Source organism: Enterococcus sp. DIV0756 (assembly GCF_051710745.1).
Taxonomy (GTDB): Bacteria; Bacillota; Bacilli; order Lactobacillales; family Enterococcaceae; genus Enterococcus_A.
On sequence record NZ_JBIOLF010000001.1, the window covers coordinates 1,861,912 to 1,880,790 of the forward strand.

The 18,879-nt window shown below is 37.6% G+C and carries 19 protein-coding genes; all 19 read right to left on the bottom strand.

Features of this window, described 5'->3' with window-relative positions; translation table 11 throughout:
* Positions 1 to 7: 7 nt before the first annotated feature.
* Positions 8 to 481, bottom strand: coding sequence for a transcriptional regulator NrdR (gene nrdR, locus IGI44_RS09025; protein ID WP_438787432.1), 474 nt, complete (start codon positions 479 to 481; stop codon positions 8 to 10).
* 133 nt (positions 482 to 614) lie between these two features.
* A complete protein-coding gene (gene coaE, locus IGI44_RS09030) occupies positions 615 to 1,214 on the bottom strand; it encodes a dephospho-CoA kinase (RefSeq protein ID WP_438787433.1) in 600 nt (199 codons plus the stop codon).
* A 3-nt stretch (positions 1,215 to 1,217) separates the two neighbouring features.
* Positions 1,218 to 2,051: a DNA-formamidopyrimidine glycosylase gene (mutM, locus tag IGI44_RS09035; RefSeq protein ID WP_438787434.1), complete on the bottom strand. Its 834-nt coding sequence runs from the start codon at positions 2,049 to 2,051 to the stop codon at positions 1,218 to 1,220.
* A gap of 48 nt (positions 2,052 to 2,099) precedes the next feature.
* The gene (polA, locus tag IGI44_RS09040) at positions 2,100 to 4,739 is read right to left on the bottom strand and encodes a DNA polymerase I (RefSeq protein WP_438787435.1); all 2,640 of its coding nucleotides are present in this window, start codon (positions 4,737 to 4,739) and stop codon (positions 2,100 to 2,102) included.
* Between the two features lie 312 nt (positions 4,740 to 5,051).
* Positions 5,052 to 5,735 carry a Bax inhibitor-1/YccA family protein gene (locus IGI44_RS09045; protein ID WP_438787436.1) on the bottom strand — a complete coding sequence of 228 codons (684 nt, stop codon included), beginning with the start codon at positions 5,733 to 5,735 and terminating at the stop codon, positions 5,052 to 5,054.
* Positions 5,728 to 6,207 (bottom strand): MaoC/PaaZ C-terminal domain-containing protein, encoded by a 480-nt coding sequence (locus tag IGI44_RS09050; RefSeq protein WP_438787437.1) that lies wholly within the window; start codon positions 6,205 to 6,207, stop codon positions 5,728 to 5,730. The genes IGI44_RS09045 and IGI44_RS09050 overlap by 8 nt, the downstream gene beginning before the upstream one ends.
* 164 nt (positions 6,208 to 6,371) lie before the next feature.
* Positions 6,372 to 7,706, bottom strand: a complete 1,335-nt coding sequence (gene murC / locus IGI44_RS09055) for a UDP-N-acetylmuramate--L-alanine ligase (protein WP_438787438.1) — start codon at positions 7,704 to 7,706, stop codon at positions 6,372 to 6,374.
* Between the two features lie 102 nt (positions 7,707 to 7,808).
* Positions 7,809 to 8,258, bottom strand: a complete 450-nt coding sequence (locus IGI44_RS09060; RefSeq protein ID WP_438787439.1) for a SprT family protein — start codon at positions 8,256 to 8,258, stop codon at positions 7,809 to 7,811.
* On the bottom strand, positions 8,251 to 10,431 hold the full coding sequence (locus IGI44_RS09065) for a Tex family protein (RefSeq protein WP_438787440.1): 2,181 nt from the start codon (positions 10,429 to 10,431) through the stop codon (positions 8,251 to 8,253). The genes IGI44_RS09060 and IGI44_RS09065 overlap by 8 nt, the downstream gene beginning before the upstream one ends.
* Before the next feature lie 94 nt (positions 10,432 to 10,525).
* Entirely contained in the window at positions 10,526 to 11,425 is a 900-nt protein-coding gene (locus IGI44_RS09070) for a DMT family transporter (protein WP_438787441.1), read from the bottom strand.
* 274 nt (positions 11,426 to 11,699) lie between these two features.
* Positions 11,700 to 12,428 (bottom strand): metallophosphoesterase family protein, encoded by a 729-nt coding sequence (locus IGI44_RS09075; protein WP_438787442.1) that lies wholly within the window; start codon positions 12,426 to 12,428, stop codon positions 11,700 to 11,702.
* A gap of 30 nt (positions 12,429 to 12,458) precedes the next feature.
* Positions 12,459 to 12,830, bottom strand: coding sequence for a VOC family protein (locus tag IGI44_RS09080; protein WP_438787443.1), 372 nt, complete (start codon positions 12,828 to 12,830; stop codon positions 12,459 to 12,461).
* Positions 12,831 to 13,035: 205 nt separating this feature from the next.
* Positions 13,036 to 14,427, bottom strand: coding sequence for an L-cystine transporter (locus tag IGI44_RS09085; RefSeq protein WP_438787444.1), 1,392 nt, complete (start codon positions 14,425 to 14,427; stop codon positions 13,036 to 13,038).
* Positions 14,428 to 14,869: 442 nt separating this feature from the next.
* A complete protein-coding gene (locus tag IGI44_RS09090) occupies positions 14,870 to 15,253 on the bottom strand; it encodes a DUF1149 family protein (protein WP_438787445.1) in 384 nt (127 codons plus the stop codon).
* Positions 15,254 to 15,363: 110 nt separating this feature from the next.
* Positions 15,364 to 15,969 (bottom strand): HAD-IA family hydrolase, encoded by a 606-nt coding sequence (locus IGI44_RS09095; RefSeq protein ID WP_438787446.1) that lies wholly within the window; start codon positions 15,967 to 15,969, stop codon positions 15,364 to 15,366.
* A gap of 30 nt (positions 15,970 to 15,999) precedes the next feature.
* Positions 16,000 to 16,668, bottom strand: coding sequence for a 2,3-bisphosphoglycerate-dependent phosphoglycerate mutase (locus IGI44_RS09100; RefSeq protein ID WP_438787447.1), 669 nt, complete (start codon positions 16,666 to 16,668; stop codon positions 16,000 to 16,002).
* Between the two features lie 50 nt (positions 16,669 to 16,718).
* On the bottom strand, positions 16,719 to 17,132 hold the full coding sequence (locus IGI44_RS09105) for a hypothetical protein (RefSeq protein WP_438787448.1): 414 nt from the start codon (positions 17,130 to 17,132) through the stop codon (positions 16,719 to 16,721).
* 23 nt (positions 17,133 to 17,155) lie between these two features.
* Complete coding sequence (locus tag IGI44_RS09110; RefSeq protein ID WP_067625539.1) at positions 17,156 to 17,284, bottom strand: hypothetical protein; 129 nt, start codon at positions 17,282 to 17,284, stop codon at positions 17,156 to 17,158.
* 3 nt (positions 17,285 to 17,287) lie between these two features.
* Entirely contained in the window at positions 17,288 to 18,652 is a 1,365-nt protein-coding gene (gene rlmD / locus IGI44_RS09115) for a 23S rRNA (uracil(1939)-C(5))-methyltransferase RlmD (RefSeq protein ID WP_438787449.1), read from the bottom strand.
* Between the last annotated feature and the right edge of the window lie 227 nt (positions 18,653 to 18,879).

Here is an 18,879-nt window from a genome sequence, read left to right on the forward strand (position 1 = left end):
AAGCCTCCTACTCTTCATCCGTTGATTTGGCTTTGTCAACGATCTCTTGTAATTCCTTTAAGAATACTGACATGTCTTTAAACTGTCGATATACACTCGCGAAACGGATATACGCAATTTCATCGACCTCCATTAAGTCCTCCATGACAAATTCTCCGATTTGGCTAGTTAGAATTTCATTTTCTCCCATGCTGCGAACACGATTTTCTACGTGATCCACGATTTGTTCCATTTGTTCCATCGCTACTGGACGTTTCTCTGCAGAACGAATCAATCCACGCAAGATTTTGTCACGACTAAATTCTTCGCGATCACCATTGCGCTTCACAACTAATAACGGGGCAGCTTCGATACGTTCAAAGGTCGTAAAACGAAATCCGCAGCTTTCACACTCTCTTCTACGGCGAATTGCTCGCCCATCATCTGTCTGTCGACTATCAATTACTCGAGAATTATTATGATTACATCTTGGACAACGCATAATTCCACCTACACTTTCTTTATATTGGACAAATTCACTAATTATATGTGAATAATTATTTTGTTTATATAACAAGAGTTTACCATAACCAGTCCACTAAAAAAAGCGTCGTAAAGCTACGACGCTGAATTCTTTAAGAAACAAATTTGTTTTTCTTTAACCAATCTAAGACCTGTTCTTTGGTTCTTTCTTGAGAATCACAATTATCAAATACAATGTCCGCTCGTTTTTTCTTTTGCTCCAGTGAAAGTTGACTATTAATCCGAGCCAAAGCAGCTTTTTCGGAGAGATCATTTCTATTCATTAATCGTTTCAATTGAATTTCTGGCGTGACATAGACAACTGCCACTGCACTCATCATCGCTTCATAATGTCCCTCGAATAAAAGCGGAATATCCACAATCACTAAATCACTCTTGTTTTTTGCTTCAACGGTTTGTTTTTCGATCTCTCCTCGAATAAACGGATCAAGTGTTTTGTTTAATACTTGTCGTTTTTGCTCATTTTGAAAAATTAATGCTCCTAGTTTTTTACGATCTAGACTGCCGTCTTTTTGTAGAATTTCTGATCCGAACATTTCTTCTAAAGCGTTTAATCCTTCACTTCCCGGCTCAACCACTTCGCGAGCCACAATATCTCCATCAACAACTGGGAAGCCTTCTGTTTTAAAAAAATTAACGACGGTCGATTTTCCACTAGCGATTCCACCAGTGACACCTAATACGAAGCTCATTTCTTACACCTTCTTCAGTTTTTGACAATGAGGACATAGATGTGTTCCTCTCTGCGCTACTTTAATTTTAATAATGGGTGTGCCGCATCGCGAGCATGGTTTTCCGGTTTGCCCATAGACATGCAACTCCTGTTGAAAGTGACCTGCCTCTCCCAACGCATTTAAATACGTTCGAATCGTCGTTCCCCCAGCTTTTTTCGCTTTTCCGATCACCTCGATAATCGCTTCACGTAAATGACCGACTTTTTGTGAGCTCAATGTATTTGCGGGTTGTTCAGGATGAATCTTAGCCAACCAGAGCACCTCATCAACGTAAATGTTCCCTAAGCCTGCCACTACCTTTTGATTTAGTAATAAGGGCTTGATCATGGTTGAAGCCTTCTTCAATTTAACCTTAAAATCAGCTAAATCAAAATCTGTATCTGTTGGTTCCGGGCCTAACTGCATCAAACCTTTATATTCCTTCGCCATTCCTTTTTTCAATAAAGCCATTCGACCGAATTTTCGTACATCATGATAAATTAGCTCAGATCCATCAGTAAAAATGAAACGGACATGGCTGTGTTTGTCTAGAGTAGTCGGTTGATCAAAATATTCATATTTTCCTTCCATCCGTAAATGTGACACCATTTCATAATGAGAAAATTTAAAAATTAAATACTTTCCACGTCGATCAACCGTTTTAATTGTTTCGCCAATTAATTGTTGTTGAAAAATTTCGACTTCTGGAAATTCTATAATACGTGGCCAATAGACGTCTACTTTGGTAATTGTCTTGCCCTTAACTAAAGAAACTAGCCCCTTTCTGACTGTCTCAACTTCTGGTAATTCTGGCATAATATTTCACTCCTAAACCAAAAAGCTGGAATCTCTCCCAGCTTTCTATTATTTTGCTTCATACCACGTTTTACCCCAATTACTGTCAGTTAACAACGGAACATCCAACTGAACGGTATTTTCCATTACTTCCTTCACTAACTTATCTAATTGTTCCAATTCACTTTCTGGAACTTCAAAGACCAGTTCATCGTGTACTTGCAATAGCATTGTTGCCTGTAATTTTTCTTCCTTCAAACGTTTAGCCATTTCGATCATCGCTAGCTTCAAAATATCTGCTGCACTACCTTGAATCGGCGTGTTGATGGCCGTCCGCTCTGCGAATGAACGAAGATTGAAGTTTCTTGCATTGATATCTGGTAAATAGCGTCGACGATTATAAAGTGTTGCCGCATAGCCTTTATCTTTTGCCTCACGCACACTTTCTTCCATGTAGCGTTTCACATCAGGATAGTTTTCAAAATACGTATCAATATACTCTTGCGCTGCCTTACGCGTAATCCCTAAATTTTGCGATAAGCCATAATCGGAAATACCATAAACGATTCCGAAGTTTACTGCTTTGGCATTGCGTCGCATATTCGGTGTCACTTCATCTTCAGTGACATTGAAGACTCGCATCGCGGTACTAGTATGGATATCCATCCCATCTCGGAACGCCTGTTTCAAATGCTCATCACCAGAAATATGTGCGAGAACTCGTAGTTCAATCTGTGAATAGTCAGAAGAATAAATCACCCAGTTTTCATCGCGAGGGACAAAAGCCTGACGAATCTTTCGACCTTCTTCCAAACGAATCGGAATATTTTGCAGATTAGGATCAACTGAACTTAATCGACCTGTTTGCGTCAAGGTTTGAATATAGCGAGTGTGAATTTTATTATCACTTTGAATCACCTTTAATAAGCCTTCAACATACGTTGATTGAATCTTTGCGATTTGACGATAATTTAAGATATGTTCAACGATTGGCGCTTGTTCACGTAACTGTTCTAATACGTCGACAGCCGTAGAATAACCCGTCTTCGTTTTCTTAATAACGGGCAGATTCATTTTTTCAAACAAAATTACACCTAACTGTTTTGGTGAATTGATATTGAATTCTTCGCCTGCTTCTTGATAGATTTTTTCTTCAATTTCCTGTAGACGTTTTGAAAATTCTCCCCGCATTCCCTGTAAGGTTTGGGCGTTAACGGTTATCCCAGCAATTTCCATTTCTGCTAAAATACGAGAAAGTGGTAGTTCCATTTGATAAAATAGCTTATCCTGTTTCTTTTCTTCCAATTCTTTCTCTAACTTATCGTTTAGAAAATGGATGGCTTTGATTTTGCGAGCTAGGTGTCCAAAGAAAATTTCATCATCTTCGGGCAACCCTTTTTTGGCGCCCTTTCCGTAAATCTGGTCGTCAGTTTGAATTTCTGTATAACCATAGTATTGTGCCACGCCAGCAATATCGTTACTGTTATCATTCGTATCTAATAGATATGCGGCTAATAACACATCAAAGTTGATTCCCTCAGTTTTTGTACTATAACGATTCAATGCCACATAGGTACGCTTAGCGTCATAAACTTTCTTACCATTCGCAGTCTCTAGCCATTTCTTGAAGGCTTCATTTTCAAACAAAGCCAGTTCGTTCGTTACATAGATTTTATCTTTTGTACCCCAAGCGACACCCACAATATCAGAGATATGATAGTTATCTTCCAGCATTTCGACATATAGAGCTGAATCCGGGCCAAACATTTTTTCATTGAACTCTGTAACAACTTCAAAATGGATGTCTTCTAACTCGACTTCTTCTTCTTCCACGTTCAGTTTGCTTAAAAAGCCTTTGAAATCCATTTCCTTAAAGAAAGGAATAAGCTTATCCAAATCTTTTCCAGTATACACTAATTCATCAATGGAAATTTCAACTGGTGCATCTAATTTGATTGTTGCTAATTCTTTCGATAAAAAGGCCTGATCCTTGTCATTGATCAGATTTTCTTTCATCTTACTTTTCTTTAGCTCATCAATGTTTTCGTATACACCTTCAACACTGCCAAACTGCTTCAATAATTTGATTGCTGTCTTTTCTCCGACTTTCGTTACACCAGGGTAGTTATCTGAAGTATCTCCAGCAAGCCCCTTCATGTCGATAATTTGATTTGGGGTTAAACCGTCATATTTTTCAGCAACATGTTCCGGTGTATAAGACTCGATTTCACTAACACCCTTAACCGTAATATCCACCTTGATCTTATCTGTGGCTAACTGCGTTAAATCACGATCTCCAGATAAAACAACAACTTCATAGCCTTCATCTTCTGCCTTGTGTGCTAAGGTTCCAATGATGTCATCCGCTTCGTAATTATCTAATTCATAATGTTTAACCCCTAAACCGACTAATAATTCACGTAAGTAAGGCATTTGCTCGCGAAACTCTCCAGGCGTCTTTGAACGACCACCCTTATACTCAGAATACATAGCCGTTCGGAAGGTGGTATTTCCCGCGTCAAAAGCCACCAAAACATGGGTCGGTTTTTCGCGATCCATCACATTTTCAAACATGTTATTAAATGCATAAATCGCATTTGTGTGCAGGCCATTTTTGTTTTTAAATCGCTCCAGCGAATTATGCAAGGCAAAAAAAGCACGGAATGCTACACTATTTCCGTCAACTAATAATAATTTCTTTTCACTCATACCTTCGACTCCTACTATTATTTTTTTCTGTTCATCACTAAGTATGGTTCTTATTTTTAGTAAAATTGAACCCTAAGTCATAATTGTGAAAACAGTAAACGAATCAAGTTTCCTCTTGTGTATATCGACAAGCTCACGTTTCATTTTAACAAAGACTGCAATGAAATGAAAAGAATGCAGTCAAGTTTTGTAGATTTCTTTTTCCTTTTAACGTTTTAAAAACAAGAAAAATCATTTTACTCTCTTCAAGTAATTAAATTACTTCTCTCATTGTTTAATCCTTGAAATAAAAAAAGAGACGATTGCTCGCCTCTATTTGCTATTTCCGAAAATTCGTAAGAATGAAATGAATAGGTTAATGAAATCTAGGTATAGCTGCAAGGCCATAAATACGGCAACTCCGTTTCCTGCTTCGCCATTTGTACCAAGGTAGATTTTACGAATCATTTGATTATCATAAGCGGTAATACCTGACATAATTACGACCATTAAAATGGAAATGAAGAAATCAACCGCACCACTATGCAATACAAAGACATTCAATAGCATTGCAATGATAATTCCTAATAAACAGCTCAATGCAGCTCGCCCGATTCCTGATAAATCACGTTTAGTAAAAGAACCTACTAACGACATTACTAGAAAAGTAGCTGACGCCGTAACAAAGGCTTGGGTCACCGTACCTAAATCGTACATTGCCAACGTAACAGCTAAAGTCAGACCGTTTAAAGCAGAGTAAACGATAAAACCACTGATAGCTAGTGTTGGATTTTTTTGTGCCTTTACTCCAAGGAAAATGACAAGTGCAATCTCAGCAATCCAAATCCCCCAAAAGCCTAATGGAAAGTTTTGAATGAAACTTCCAACTTGATAAGCCCAAGGGCCTAAAGCCATATAGGAAATTACTGCACTAATTCCAATTCCTAAAGCCAAAAATGCATAAATCTTTCCATAGAAACGATTTAGGCCATAAACGCGTGTCTCTTGATTATTCATTTATCTCTTCTCCTAACTGTGCTTGTGGTGGTTTCACCATCACCACAGCATCTAAAATGCGTTTTTCTTCGTTATCCGTTGATTCAACAGCTTCGACAGAAATAGTAACGACATCTTTCATTTTGTCTACTTTGATTACTTCAAATTCAAAGGTTAATGTTTCATAGTGGAAAACTGGATCAATAAAATTGATTGAGAAGTTCACCACGTGAGAACCCGGTCCTGGTAAATGTTTTGAAATCGCACTTGTAATAATCCCCATCAGCATGATCGATGGTACAAGTGGTCGTTCATACTCAGTTTCTTTTGCGTAGTCGTGCTGAATGTACAAAGGATTTGCATCATTTGTCAATCCTAAGTATAAAAGAATCTGATTATCTTCGATCGATTCCGTTAACGATAACGAGTCACCTTCCTCAATTTCGTCAATCGTTTTGCCTATTTTCCGAGCCTTCATATTATACAAATTCATTCCCTCCGTAATGTGTTCTACTCATTATTTTATCAGAAAGCATCTAAAACACAAGTTTGTGCATACTTTCGTATAAAGATTTCTAAAGCCACGATATCATTCGTTTCAAAAAAATTGTTAAAAGAAGGGTTCGGACAAAAAAATGTCGGAACCCTTCTTTTACGTTATAGAACGTTACGTGTTGTATTGCTTAACAGATCCTCGTAAGCCCGTTCAAATTTTTGAACATCACCGGCCCCCATAAAGATCACTACTGCATTTTCATGATCCAATAAAGGTGACATGTTTTCTTCTTTGATTACCTGTCCGCCTTTTTGAATCTTTTCACCTAAGTCTTCAATTTTTACATCGCCAGCTGTTTCACGAGCAGATGAGAAGATATCACATAAGTAAACCTGATCCGCTTTATCCAATGCTTCAGCAAACTCGTCCATCAGTGCAATCGTCCGAGTAAAAGTATGCGGTTGGAAAACTGCTACCAATTCTTTTTCCGGATATTTTTGACGAGCAGCATCAATTGTCGCTTTAATTTCAGCTGGGTGGTGCGCATAATCGTCCACGATAATCATGTCAGCAACCTTTTTCTCAGTAAAACGACGTTTAACACCAGAGAAAGTCAACATTTCTTCTTTGACTTTGTCCATGTCTAATCCTTCAAAATAGGCCACTGCAATAACGGATAGCGCATTTAGAATATTGTGCTTGCCGAATGATGGAACAGAAAAACGTCCGATAAACTTCTCTTTATGATAAACATCAAAAGCAGAACCATTTGTTGTACGTACAATGTTGCGTGCTTGAATATCATCGTTTTCAGATAATCCATAATAATAAATTGGCACATTTGCTTTCAATTTTCGTAAGTATTCGTCATCCCCATAAGCGAAGATTCCTTTTTTGACTTGTGAAGCCAACGTTTGAAATGCTTCGAATACATCAGCGATACTCTTGAAATAATCTGGGTGATCAAAATCAATATTCGTCATGATTGAGTAATCAGGTGCATACGCTAGAAAATGGCGTTGGTATTCGCAAGCTTCAAACGCAAAGAATGTTGCATCAGGTACTCCATGCCCCGTTCCGTCACCAATCAAGTAACTTGTAGGTGCTAAACCGTTTAAGACATGAGCCAATAACCCAGTCGTACTTGTTTTCCCATGTGAGCCCGTTACTGCAATACTTGTGTAAGGTTGGATGAATTCACCAATGAAATCATGATAGCGGACGATCTCTAATCCTAGTTCCTTCGCCCGAGCAATTTCTTCATGAGTATCAGGAAAAGCATTTCCTTGAATGATCTTCATGCCCTCTTTAATATTATCTTTACTAAATGGCAAAATAGTAATGCCGGCTTTTTCTAAGTCACGTTGTGTGAAAAAATATTTTTCGACGTCAGAACCTTGTACATGGTAGCCCTTTTCATGCAAGACCAAAGCCAATGAACTCATCCCTGATCCTTTGATTCCAACAAAATGATAAAGTGTGTCTTTATTATTCATTTAATCCTCTTCCTTATATGTACAAAATTGTTTGCGGTTCACATTATCATATAAATCTGCAAAAATAGCAATCTTTTATTCTCTTAAGCGCTTTTTCTCTACCTATATTTCAATCGTCTTCAAAAAATTCAGCTTTCCATGACAATTTCCACACACATAGCGTTTTGTATCGAGCTTTCGACGGCGTTTTACTTCTTGATCGCATTTTTCGCATGAATATACATGATACTTTTCTATCACAAGTTTTGGCGCAAATCGCGTTCCACCTGTTGCTTTTAATAATTGTTTGAATTCCAGATCCTTATGTTGATACCCTCTTCCAGCCAAATGTAGGTGATAGTGGCAGAGCTCATGCTTGATCACTTTGATCAACTCTACTTCGCCATATTTTTCGAAAAGAACTGGATTAAAATCTAAATCGTGACTCTTTAAATGATAACGTCCACCTGTTGTTTTTAACCGGCGATTAAAACTGGCTTTATGACAAAAGGGTCGTCGAAAAGATTCCTGAGAAATCTTTTCGACGAGAGCCTGTAACTCTTGATTAGTCATTTTTATCACTTTGGACCATCGTCAAGCTAATACGGCCTTTTTTAACATCTACTGCTTCGACCCAAACGGTCACCACATCTCCGACAGATACAACATCTGTTGGATGTTTAACGTATTTTTTACTCAATTTAGAAATATGAACTAGGCCATCTTGCTTCACGCCAATGTCAACGAAGGCTCCAAAATCAATCACATTCCGAACCGTTCCCTGCAGTTCCATACCTGCTTGTAGATCCTCCATTGTCAGTACATCTTGACGTAACAAAGGAGCCGGCATTTCGTCCCGCATGTCGCGACCAGGTTGAAGTAAAGCCTGTAGAATATCCTTAATCGTTTCCTTACCGATTTCAAGTTTTTGCTGTAACTGACTTAGCTGCAATGCTTTAATTTTTTCTGTTGCTTCTTCCGTGCCTAACGATTTCAAATCAACTTCAGCTAGTGCCAAAATTTCTTTGGTGCTATCGTAGCTCTCTGGATGAATTGCCGTTGTATCTAAAATATTTTTAGCTTCAGGAATACGCAAGAAGCCGATTGCTTGTTCATAAGCTTTTGGTCCCAAACGAGGCACTTTTTTCAATTGTGGGCGCGAAGTGAACGCTCCATTTTCTTCACGATAAGTGACAATATTTTGTGCAGTTGTCTTATTTAAACCAGAAGCGTACTGCAGTAACTGTGGGCTGGCGGTATTAACATTCACACCAACTTGATTGACCGCTGTTTCCACTACAAAGTCCAAGCGTTCAGAAAGTCGTTTTTGCGAAACATCGTGCTGATATTGGCCAACACCGACTGCTTTGGGATCGATTTTTACTAACTCTGACAATGGATCTTGCAAACGGCGAGCGATACTGACTGCGCTTCGTTCTTCCACCTGTAAATCAGGAAATTCAGTCCGAGCGATATCGCTAGCAGAATAGACAGAAGCTCCTGCTTCATTGACGATTACATAAAAAACTTCTTGTTGAACTTGTTTTAACTGATCCGCTACAAATAGTTCTGACTCGCGACTAGCTGTTCCATTTCCAATGGCTACCATTTCAACACCATATTTATTAATTAATTCCTGAAATGCAGGGCCAGCAGCCTGTCGTTTGGCCTGCGGGGCTGGTTTGTGCGGATAAATCACTTCAATCGCTAAAACTTTTCCAGTTTCATCAACAACGGCTAACTTACAACCTGTTCGATACGCTGGATCGAATCCTAGGACAACTTTCCCTTTCAATGGTGGTTGTAATAATAAATTGCGCAGGTTTTCTCCAAAAATATTAATGGCCTGTTCGTCAGCCTCTTCCGTCAACTCATTTCGAATTTCACGTTCAATCGCGGGACCAATAAAACGTTTATAGCTATCTTTATAAGCTTCACAAACAAACTCTGCAGTGATGGCCCGATTATTTTTTACTAACTGACGTTCTAGATAGTCAAATATTTTATCTTCTTCTACGACAATCGAGACTTTTAAAATTTCTTCCTTTTCACCACGATTAGATGCTAAAACACGATGAGAAACCATTTTATTGATCGGTTCAGCAAAATCGTAATACATTTCATAGACACCTTTTTCATCTTTCTCAGCATCTTTGACTTTGCTTTGATATACCCCTTTATTTTTTGTAAACGTCCGAATCCATGTCCGAAAATCAGGGTTGTCACTGATCTGCTCTGCTACGATTTCATGGGCACCTTGCAAGGCTTCTTCTGCATTTGCAACATTTTCATTGGTAAATTCACCAGCTTTAGCATAAACATCACCAGATTGTGGGAAGCTCATCAGATAGTCTGCTAATGGTTCCAACCCATTTTCTTTGGCAATCGTGGCTTTTGTCCGACGTTTTTGTTTATATGGACGATATAAATCTTCGACCTTTTGAACTTTGACTGCTTTTTGGATTTTTTGAGCCAGTTCTTCTGTCAGTTTTCCCTGTTCGTCAATTAAGCGCAATACTTCCTGTTTACGCTTTTCTAAGTTTTCTAAATAATTATACCGTTCTTCGATTTCTCGAATTTGCACTTCATCTAGACTACCGGTCATTTCCTTTCGATATCGCGCTATAAAAGGAACGGTATTTCCGTCAGTCAATAGTGTCAAAACGACATTAATCTGTTGCGGACGATAGTCCGTCATTTCTTTATTCAGTAGTTGAATGATTGCTTGGTTTAAACCTTCTGCCATTTTAATTCCTCATTTCATCCAAAATCTTTTTTATTTTATCATACTTCTTGAAAGATTGCTTAGTAGCCTTAAAACCTCATTCGCAGATCTATTTTTATTCTTCCAATTTTTTTCGTCGATGCAAAATATTAGGCAGCTCGGATAAAATCAAGCCTGATAGAGTTAGTAAAATTCCAAAAAATGTTTTAACCGTCATTATTTCACCCAAAATAAACACAGAAGCTAGTGTTGTCAGCATGGGAATCGTGTAGATATAGACTGCTGCGCGAACGGCCCCTAGGTTCTTAACCGAGAAATTCCAAGTAACAAAACATAGTGCAGATGCACCAATACCTAAAAACAGAAGGTTGGCGAAATTTCCCATCTTCATGAAGCGTGAAAAATCAAAAGAATCTATAGAAATTAGTAGAACTGGTACCATAAACAATAGCCCGTAGAAGAATATCCGTTGTGTTGTAACAATTGTTCCATAGCCAAATCCACTAATTTTTTTGATGATCAAGGAATAGGATGCCCAGCAAATCGTTGCCAGCAATGCTAACCCATCGCCAATCGGATTTACATTTAATGTTCCTGAAAGACTTATCAATGAAATTCCAATCATTGAACAGATAAAACCTAAAACAAATACACGTGGAATCATTCCTTGTTTCAGCACAAAACGACTAATTAAAGCCGTCATAAATGGACTAACTGAACCAATAATTCCAACATTCATCGCTAAAGTATAGGTCAACGCTACATTTTCCAAATAATAATATAGGAAAACGCCAAATAAACCAGCTATCATATAAAAAGCTTCTTCATGCCAATTTTTGAAGGGCAAAAGCTTCCGTGAAATAAGCGCCAAAATAAAAAAGCCAATCAAAAAGCGAATAAATAGAATCTCGATCGGCAGAAAATCTTTTAGTAATACTTTAGTAGAAATAAATGTTAGCGCCCATATGGTCACAGTTAAACTTGCGGCTAAATGTCCTTTTATTGTATCTGACAAGGGTACACACCTTCCTTTATTTGATTTTGCAGTTATAATTAGCCTCTTATACAGTTGAAATACTTTCAAATGAAGCAGCTTTTTTTTCTTACCAGTCGAACAATAGACGATACTTTGACCTGCAAGGATTTCTAACAGGAACTTACAAAAAAGAAAGCGAACGCTCTTTTTTCTTTCCAATTAGAAAGTTTTCGAGCGCTCGACTTATCTACTGATAACTCCGATTCTTTTATAGCACAAGTTATTAATCAAATCGGAAACCATAAGTCATTTATTAAAAGTCAGGTTGCCATGGACCATCTTTATTGGGAATTTCATAATCATGGACAATACCATCTTTATCAAAGACTACCCCGTGCAATGTCCCACCAAAGACTGCCCCGCCGTCAATCCCGATCTTTCCATCTGATTTCCAGAGAGCCGTAGTTTCCATATCACCATAGAGCATCGGTGTAATCGTATGTCCAAATACGATTGTCATTCCAGTATTATTTTTTCCTTCATGAAATGGTTCGCGAATCCACAAAAAATCCTGTGGAGATGTCTCACGCCATTCTTTTGTTAAATCAACTCCAGCATGAACAAAAACATAATCTCCCCACTCACAATACAATGGACGTTCTGCCAAAAAATCAAGAACTTTTTTATAGCGACTACGAATCATCATGGCAATCTCAGTCGGCGAGTATTCCTCTGTTGCCCCTTTATGTAGTAGACTTTCGATTGTTTCTTTTCCACCATTATACAAATAGCTTGGAAACCAATCTTCGGGATTATCCATAAATTCTAAAAAATATTGCTCATGATTGCCACGTAAATAAACTGCCTCATATTTCTCAACGAGTTCCATCCCTAAAAGCCAGCAATCTTTACTTTTCGGCCCTCGATCATTGAGATCTCCGATTAAGATTAGTTGCTGTTTCTCCGGTTGATACTTCTTCAAGATTTCACGGAACATTTCGTACTCGCCATGAATATCACCAATTACAAAAACTTGCTCCATTTGATTCGCTCCTTTTAATCGAAGACGCTTTTAACTACCCGACACTACAAAATAATTACCATCTTTATCAACAAAATTAAATACAAATTCCTCACCAATTTGAGCCAACTCACCTAACTGAACATCTACAGTTTGCAGTTTTTTGTATAACGACATGACGTCATCACTACCAAAAATCAACGCGGGAGAAGGTTCAACGACTTCATCATCATTTTTTTCAATAAATTCTCTATCGTAGATTACTAGATGCGTGGTACTGGTTTTGCTCATGGCCACTTCAGCTACCCTTGATCCGTCCAGCTCTTCAAAACTAATTTCTACAAAACCCAAACTTTGCCAAAATTCGCTGGCCTTTTGCACATCATCTGCATATAAAATTACTTTTACCTGTTCATTAAACAAACTTTTCACTCCAAACAATTTTTTTTAATTGACAGTTATTCAAGATATCAAAGCGTCTCACTTGAATAACTATCAATCAATCAGAACCATTAAACTAATCGTTTCTATTGTCCCTACTTGTATAGCAAAACTGTATTGCTAACACTATCCGTAATATGAGTGTACTAAAAAAGACTTGGTCGCGCTAGCCAAGTCTTTCTTAGTATTAAGAATTCACTTCGATCGAAGCATTCTCATCATGTAAAATTTCACGATTCAGCTCATGAATTCGTTCACTGGTAACAACACCAGCAACCATACTACCGCTAACATTCACAGCTGTACGAGCCATGTCAATCATCGGTTCCACAGAAATTACTAAACCAACAATAGCAACTGGTAAATTCATCGCACCTAATACGATTAATGAGGCAAATGTTGCTCCGCCTCCGACACCAGCAACCCCAAACGAACTGATAGTTACGATAGCAATTAGCATCACAATGAACTTCAAATCAAAAACATTTACGCCGACTGTTGGTGCAACGATCGTCGCCAACATTGCTGGATAAACACCAGCACAACCGTTTTGACCAATCGAAATACCAAAACTTCCTGCAAAGTTAGCCGTGGCTTCGTCTACACCTAATGCTTTGGTCTGTGTTTCAATATTCATTGGCAATGTTCCAGCACTTGAACGTGAGGTAAATGCAAAACTCAATGCTGGGAAAGCCTTCTTAAAGAAATTGATTGGGTTCACCTTAACTCCTAAAAGAATAATAGAATGAACCAGTAAAACAACGATCAATGCACTATAAGAAGCTAAAATGAATTTACCTAAATTAACAATTGCTTCAAAATCACTAGTTGCTAATACGTTCGTCATTAAAGCAAATACACCATATGGTGTTAAACGCAATACTAGTGTGACAATACGCATAATAATCTTATACAAACTCTCAATCAAATTCGCGAAAAAATCCGCTTCTTTTGGTGCTTTGCGACGAACGCCAAGAAAAGCAATCCCCACAAATGCCGCAAAAATTACCACACCGATCGTACTTGTTGGGCGTGTTCCCGCAAAATCAGCGAAGACATTGGTTGGGATAAAGGATAAAATCTGTTGCGGAATTGAAAAGTTTTGAACCATTGATTGACGATCCGCCAATTCCTTGATTCGGGCGGTTTCAGCCGCCCCCTTGGTAAATGTCGCGCCGTCAAGTCCGAAGACCATAACCGCTAAAATTCCAATCAAAGCAGCAATCGCTGTCGTGGCTAATAACGTAACCAAGACATTCGCGCTGATTTTACCTAATTTCTTGCTGGATTTCATTTTGGTAAAAGCACCAACGATGGAAATAAAAACTAAAGGCATGACTAACATTTGTAATAATGAAATATAACCATTACCAACGATCCCGATCCATTCCATTGCTTGAGAAATAACTTTGCTATCATTGCCTAAAAGCAGTTGCAAAACGCCACCGAAAACTATTCCGGCTCCTAATCCAACAAAAACACGATTAGAAAATTTTACATGCCTTTTTTGCATTTGATAGAAAACAACAATCAACGCAACAAACGCTAAGATCACTAATACAGTGAGCAGAGTTGTCATTGTAATCCTCCTTATACGATTTAATGAACAAATTTTCCAGAAAATTGTTCGATTCGAAAGTCCTTTATCATTCAACTAGAAATTTATTACATATTCCCTTCAATAAGGAATGTCTTTTATGCCCATCATGATAGTTGTTTCACTAACTCAAGCAAATAAAAGATAATTGTAAAAACTGACTAGAATTTTAAAATAACTTTCAATAATGACAAGTCTGTCAAAGGAAGTAAAGGTTCCCGGTATCCGTTCTTCAACAAAATACCCTAAAATATAGCTGCGCGAAACATAAATTTTAGTGACCTATAAATTATAACTCATATAAAATAATCTGTCTTATGATTTGCATAGTTTCAAAAAAATTTCATGATAGCATTGAAACAGAACGCCTACTTAAATTACTTCCAAAAGAATACTTTTGAAGTGGTTTAAGTAGGCGTTCTGTTTAAATAGTATTTGAAGAAAAATTGATTTTTACGCCTGGTTTATCCAAAGCGATTTCTGTGATTTCATAGACCATGCGTTCGATCAATCTTAGAATTGGACGAATCATTTCATTTGCTTCAGCTTCAGTTAAATCATTTTGCTGCTTAACTTGGCGCCCGATCACATGAATTACCTGAGAAAGCACGCCTCCGATAATAAATTCTTCGAAGGGAAGTACGAATTCTATCCTTACACCCATAATGCTATTCTCAGCTGGATAGTTAGGATCCACTGCTTCTAATGGACTAAAATTAATTAACAGTTTTTGCTTCACTACTTGGTCCTTTGGAGGTAATCCGTAATTAAATGATTCTACGACCTCCTGATCGCGTTGTAATTCCATTTCGCACCTCCTTATTTAAAATAATCATTTAAACGAAAATAATGAAAGTTTCATATTTTTAAAATTGCTACTTAAGAATTTGAGCCCTTATCCCAATTATAGCTTTCTGCTCAAAAAATTTGTACCATTTCTTTTAAATTATTTATAAAATAATCCGCTTTTATATCTTGATTAAAATAATCTATATCAAAGAAAACGGTTAATACACCAGCGTTATTGCCGGCTTCGATATCAAGTTTACGATCACCGATCATTATAGTTTTTTTTGCATCTAGCCGATACTTATGAATAAAATAGTGAATAGCTGCTGGATTCGGTTTTCGCGGAAAATCAGAGTCGCTTCCAATGATATCAACAATTAGGCTATCCAAATCATCTCGTTTCAGTAATTGCCATGTAGACTCCACTGTACGGTGAGTCAAAATAAAATGCCTTCCACCTTTACGTTGAAGTTGTTCCAAAGTTTCCTTTGTCTCACTAAAAGGAAAAGAACTCTTGTTTTGTTGGGCTTCATAACTATGATACGTTTGATCAAAAGCTGGTGCAGGTAACTGCCAATCAATGATCATTTGACGAATAGAATCAGTTTTAATTTTTCGATAAACCTCTTCTTCCTCTTTTTCAATCTCAAATTCCTTAAAAGTTTGCATTAAAGCCTTTAACATCATTGGATAAGTGTCATATAAAGTGCCATCAAAATCCCAAATATAATTCATGATAAACCTTCCTAAGTCGACATAATAATTTTATAGTATTTCTTTTTGAATAAGTTCTAGTTCTGCGTTAAATGTATATACCATCGGAGTTGCATTAGGAATATCTATTTGATCTACTTGATCAGTCGGAACGTCTTCCAAAAATTGAACTAACGCGCGCAGACTATTTCCGTGCCCGCAAACCAAGGTCGTCTTTTCAGCTAATAAATTCGGAGCAAGTTGATCCTGCCATAGGGGCATTACTCTTTGTAAAGTCATATGCAGACTTTCTCCTACTGGAATCAATCGTGGGTCTAACCTGTCATATCTACGATCAAAAAGATTTTCTTTCGCCAATGGCGGTATTTCATCAAATCCTCTACGCCATTTTTTCACTTGGGCCGTCCCAAAATGCTCTGCAATTAAGTCTTTATTCTTTCCTACTAGTGCCCCATAGTGACGTTCATTTAAACGCCACGTTTTGTATTCTGGGACAAAGCTTGCTTCCGCTACTTGCAAAATCATTTGTGCAGTTTTTATCGAACGTTTCAATACGGATTCATAGGCAACATCAATTAACAAGCCGTGATCCTTTATTTTTCTACCGGCTACCTTGGCTTGCTCAATACCTTTTTCAGTTAGATCAACATCTAACCAACCAGTCCAATAATTTTCAAAATTCGCTTCACTCTCGCCGTGACGAACTAAAATTAATTTCATTTTCTCACCTTCTCGTTAAAAGAATATCAGAAAAAGCCTAGTTTTAAAAACTAGACCTTCTTAACGAATTGGGTATGACAATTTTTACAGGTAACTTTGATTTTACCTCGACCTTTGGGAGCTCGCAGTTTTTGCTTGCATTCAGGACATTTGAAGTAACGATACGTGCCCTTTTTACCTTTAAGAAAATCTTTCACCTGAGCAAGCCATTGAACAAATTTTTGATTTTCATTGCTTCGCGGATAAATCTTTTTCGAACAGAAGCGATAAACTACCAAAGCAAAAGCAATAATCGCCAGAATGTTTCCAATATAGAAGGGGATCCAACGATCAAAAATCATCATCACAGCCCACACAATTAACAAAGCTTTATTGATTTGATCCAATCTGCCATATCGTCCACGCATTAAATACGCATACTTTTGATAAAATTTTGTCAGTCGTTGCATCCAAATGTTTCCCAACGAAAATACCCCTTTCTATACTCTTACTTATTAAAGATTTTTGGTCCTTTGCGCATATTCTTGCGATCATTTTTTGGTGTTTCCATTTTCTTGGAACGTCCGCCACCTTGTTTCTTTTTGATTAGTTCGAGCATTTTTTCTTTTTGATTCATTTTTTATACCGCCTTTACAAGTAATGTTACGGATTCGACATGGTGGGTTTGTGGGAATAAGTCAACTGGTTGAACTTTCACAGCATGATAACCAAGGTCTTCATACCTTCTTAAATCTCTTGCTAAAGTCGCAGGGTTACAAGAAATATAAACAATCTTTTCAGGATTTACTGCAACTGAAGCTTCGATAAATTTCTCATCCAAACCTTTTCTTGGCGGATCAACGAAGATCACTGACGGCTCGATTCCCTCACGCGCCCAACGCGGCATGATTTTCTCTGCTTTCCCGACCTCGTAATTGGCATTTTCGATCCCGTTTGTCTTCGCATTTGTCTTCGCGTCTTCAACCGCTTGTGGCACAATTTCCACACCATAGACATGCTTGACTTTTTCAGCCAAAGATAACCCAATCGTTCCAATTCCGCAATAAGCATCTACAACAATATCCTCTGAATTCAAATCAGCAAAGTCAATTGCCGTTTGATATAGGACTTCCGTTTGTTCTGTATTCACTTGATAAAATGATTGAGGTGAAATTTGATACGTTTTACCTAATAATGTATCAATGATGGTTGTTTTTCCGAGTAATACTTTTTCCTCACGACCCATAATCACGTTCGTCTTTTCTGGGTTAATGTTTTGAATCACCGAAACAACCTCTGGCAACTCAGCTTTAATTACTTTGGCAATTTCGATTCCTTTAAAGAAACGTTCAGTACGCGTAACTAATATTACCATCATTTCGTGACTATAATGCCCACGACGAATGATAATGTGGCGAATAAACCCCGTATTCTCTCTTTCGTTATAAGCTTTTACGTTAAAACGTCGTAAAATATCTCTTACGGTAATAATCGCTTGGTCAATTTTAGGATCTTGAATGAAGTAATTTTCAATTGGCAGCAATACATGTGAATTTTTACGATAAAAACCTGTCATCAATTGATTTTCAACTTTTTGAACAGGAATTTGTGCTTTATTTCGATACTGAACTGGATTGTCCATTCCTAAAGTAGGAGTTACTAACAATTCAGGCAGTTTCGCAATCGTCTTTAATACCTTTTCGACTTGTTGCTGTTTAAAGCGTAATTGATACTCATAGGTCATATGGCTTAAAGGTGCAATACCACTTCTCAATAAATCTTGGTCCTTCACTTCCTGACGTTCTGAATTGTCAGTAAACCGTTCGATCACTTTTCCATATCCGAATTTCTTGCCGACTTTAACTGCCTTGATTGTCATCTCTTCTTCAGGCAAAGCATTTTCGATAAATAGCGGATATCCGTCAATGTGAGCGACGCCTAAACCTTCATGTGACAAGTCATCAATTGTGACGGTGTATGTTTGATTTTTTTCTACTGTGGTCATGTTAATCTCCTTTAAGGCTGATTTACTTATTCTAATGAATTCTACTGAAAAAAGCAAGGTGAGCTTAGTTATCGATAGCTTAAGAGTTTTGTAAGAATGCCCATTTGCTTATACTCTTTCACGTAAAAAAACTTCAAGAGGAAATATGCTCTTGAAGTTTCTTCTAGATAAGAATTTTCTATTAATGATTCCCCATTTTAAGCATGAACTTAAATCCATCCTTTTGA

What these genes read in the sequence shown, in the direction of transcription:
- nrdR (WP_438787432.1), bottom strand. Translation starts at nt 481, where the DNA reads ATGCGTTGTCCAAGATGTAATCATAATAATTCTCGAGTAATTGATAGT.
- coaE (WP_438787433.1), bottom strand. Translation starts at nt 1,214, where the DNA reads ATGAGCTTCGTATTAGGTGTCACTGGTGGAATCGCTAGTGGAAAATCG.
- mutM (WP_438787434.1), bottom strand. Translation starts at nt 2,051, where the DNA reads ATGCCAGAATTACCAGAAGTTGAGACAGTCAGAAAGGGGCTAGTTTCT.
- polA (WP_438787435.1), bottom strand. Translation starts at nt 4,739, where the DNA reads ATGAGTGAAAAGAAATTATTATTAGTTGACGGAAATAGTGTAGCATTC.
- IGI44_RS09045 (WP_438787436.1), bottom strand. Translation starts at nt 5,735, where the DNA reads ATGAATAATCAAGAGACACGCGTTTATGGCCTAAATCGTTTCTATGGA.
- IGI44_RS09050 (WP_438787437.1), bottom strand. Translation starts at nt 6,207, where the DNA reads ATGAATTTGTATAATATGAAGGCTCGGAAAATAGGCAAAACGATTGAC.
- murC (WP_438787438.1), bottom strand. Translation starts at nt 7,706, where the DNA reads ATGAATAATAAAGACACACTTTATCATTTTGTTGGAATCAAAGGATCA.
- IGI44_RS09060 (WP_438787439.1), bottom strand. Translation starts at nt 8,258, where the DNA reads ATGACTAATCAAGAGTTACAGGCTCTCGTCGAAAAGATTTCTCAGGAA.
- IGI44_RS09065 (WP_438787440.1), bottom strand. Translation starts at nt 10,431, where the DNA reads ATGGCAGAAGGTTTAAACCAAGCAATCATTCAACTACTGAATAAAGAA.
- IGI44_RS09075 (WP_438787442.1), bottom strand. Translation starts at nt 12,428, where the DNA reads ATGGAGCAAGTTTTTGTAATTGGTGATATTCATGGCGAGTACGAAATG.
- IGI44_RS09085 (WP_438787444.1), bottom strand. Translation starts at nt 14,427, where the DNA reads ATGACAACTCTGCTCACTGTATTAGTGATCTTAGCGTTTGTTGCGTTG.
- IGI44_RS09090 (WP_438787445.1), bottom strand. Translation starts at nt 15,253, where the DNA reads ATGGAATTACAACGCGATCAGGAGGTCGTAGAATCATTTAATTACGGA.
- IGI44_RS09095 (WP_438787446.1), bottom strand. Translation starts at nt 15,969, where the DNA reads ATGAATTATATTTGGGATTTTGATGGCACTTTATATGACACTTATCCA.
- IGI44_RS09100 (WP_438787447.1), bottom strand. Translation starts at nt 16,668, where the DNA reads ATGAAATTAATTTTAGTTCGTCACGGCGAGAGTGAAGCGAATTTTGAA.
- IGI44_RS09110 (WP_067625539.1), bottom strand. Translation starts at nt 17,284, where the DNA reads ATGAATCAAAAAGAAAAAATGCTCGAACTAATCAAAAAGAAACAAGGT.
- rlmD (WP_438787449.1), bottom strand. Translation starts at nt 18,652, where the DNA reads ATGACCACAGTAGAAAAAAATCAAACATACACCGTCACAATTGATGAC.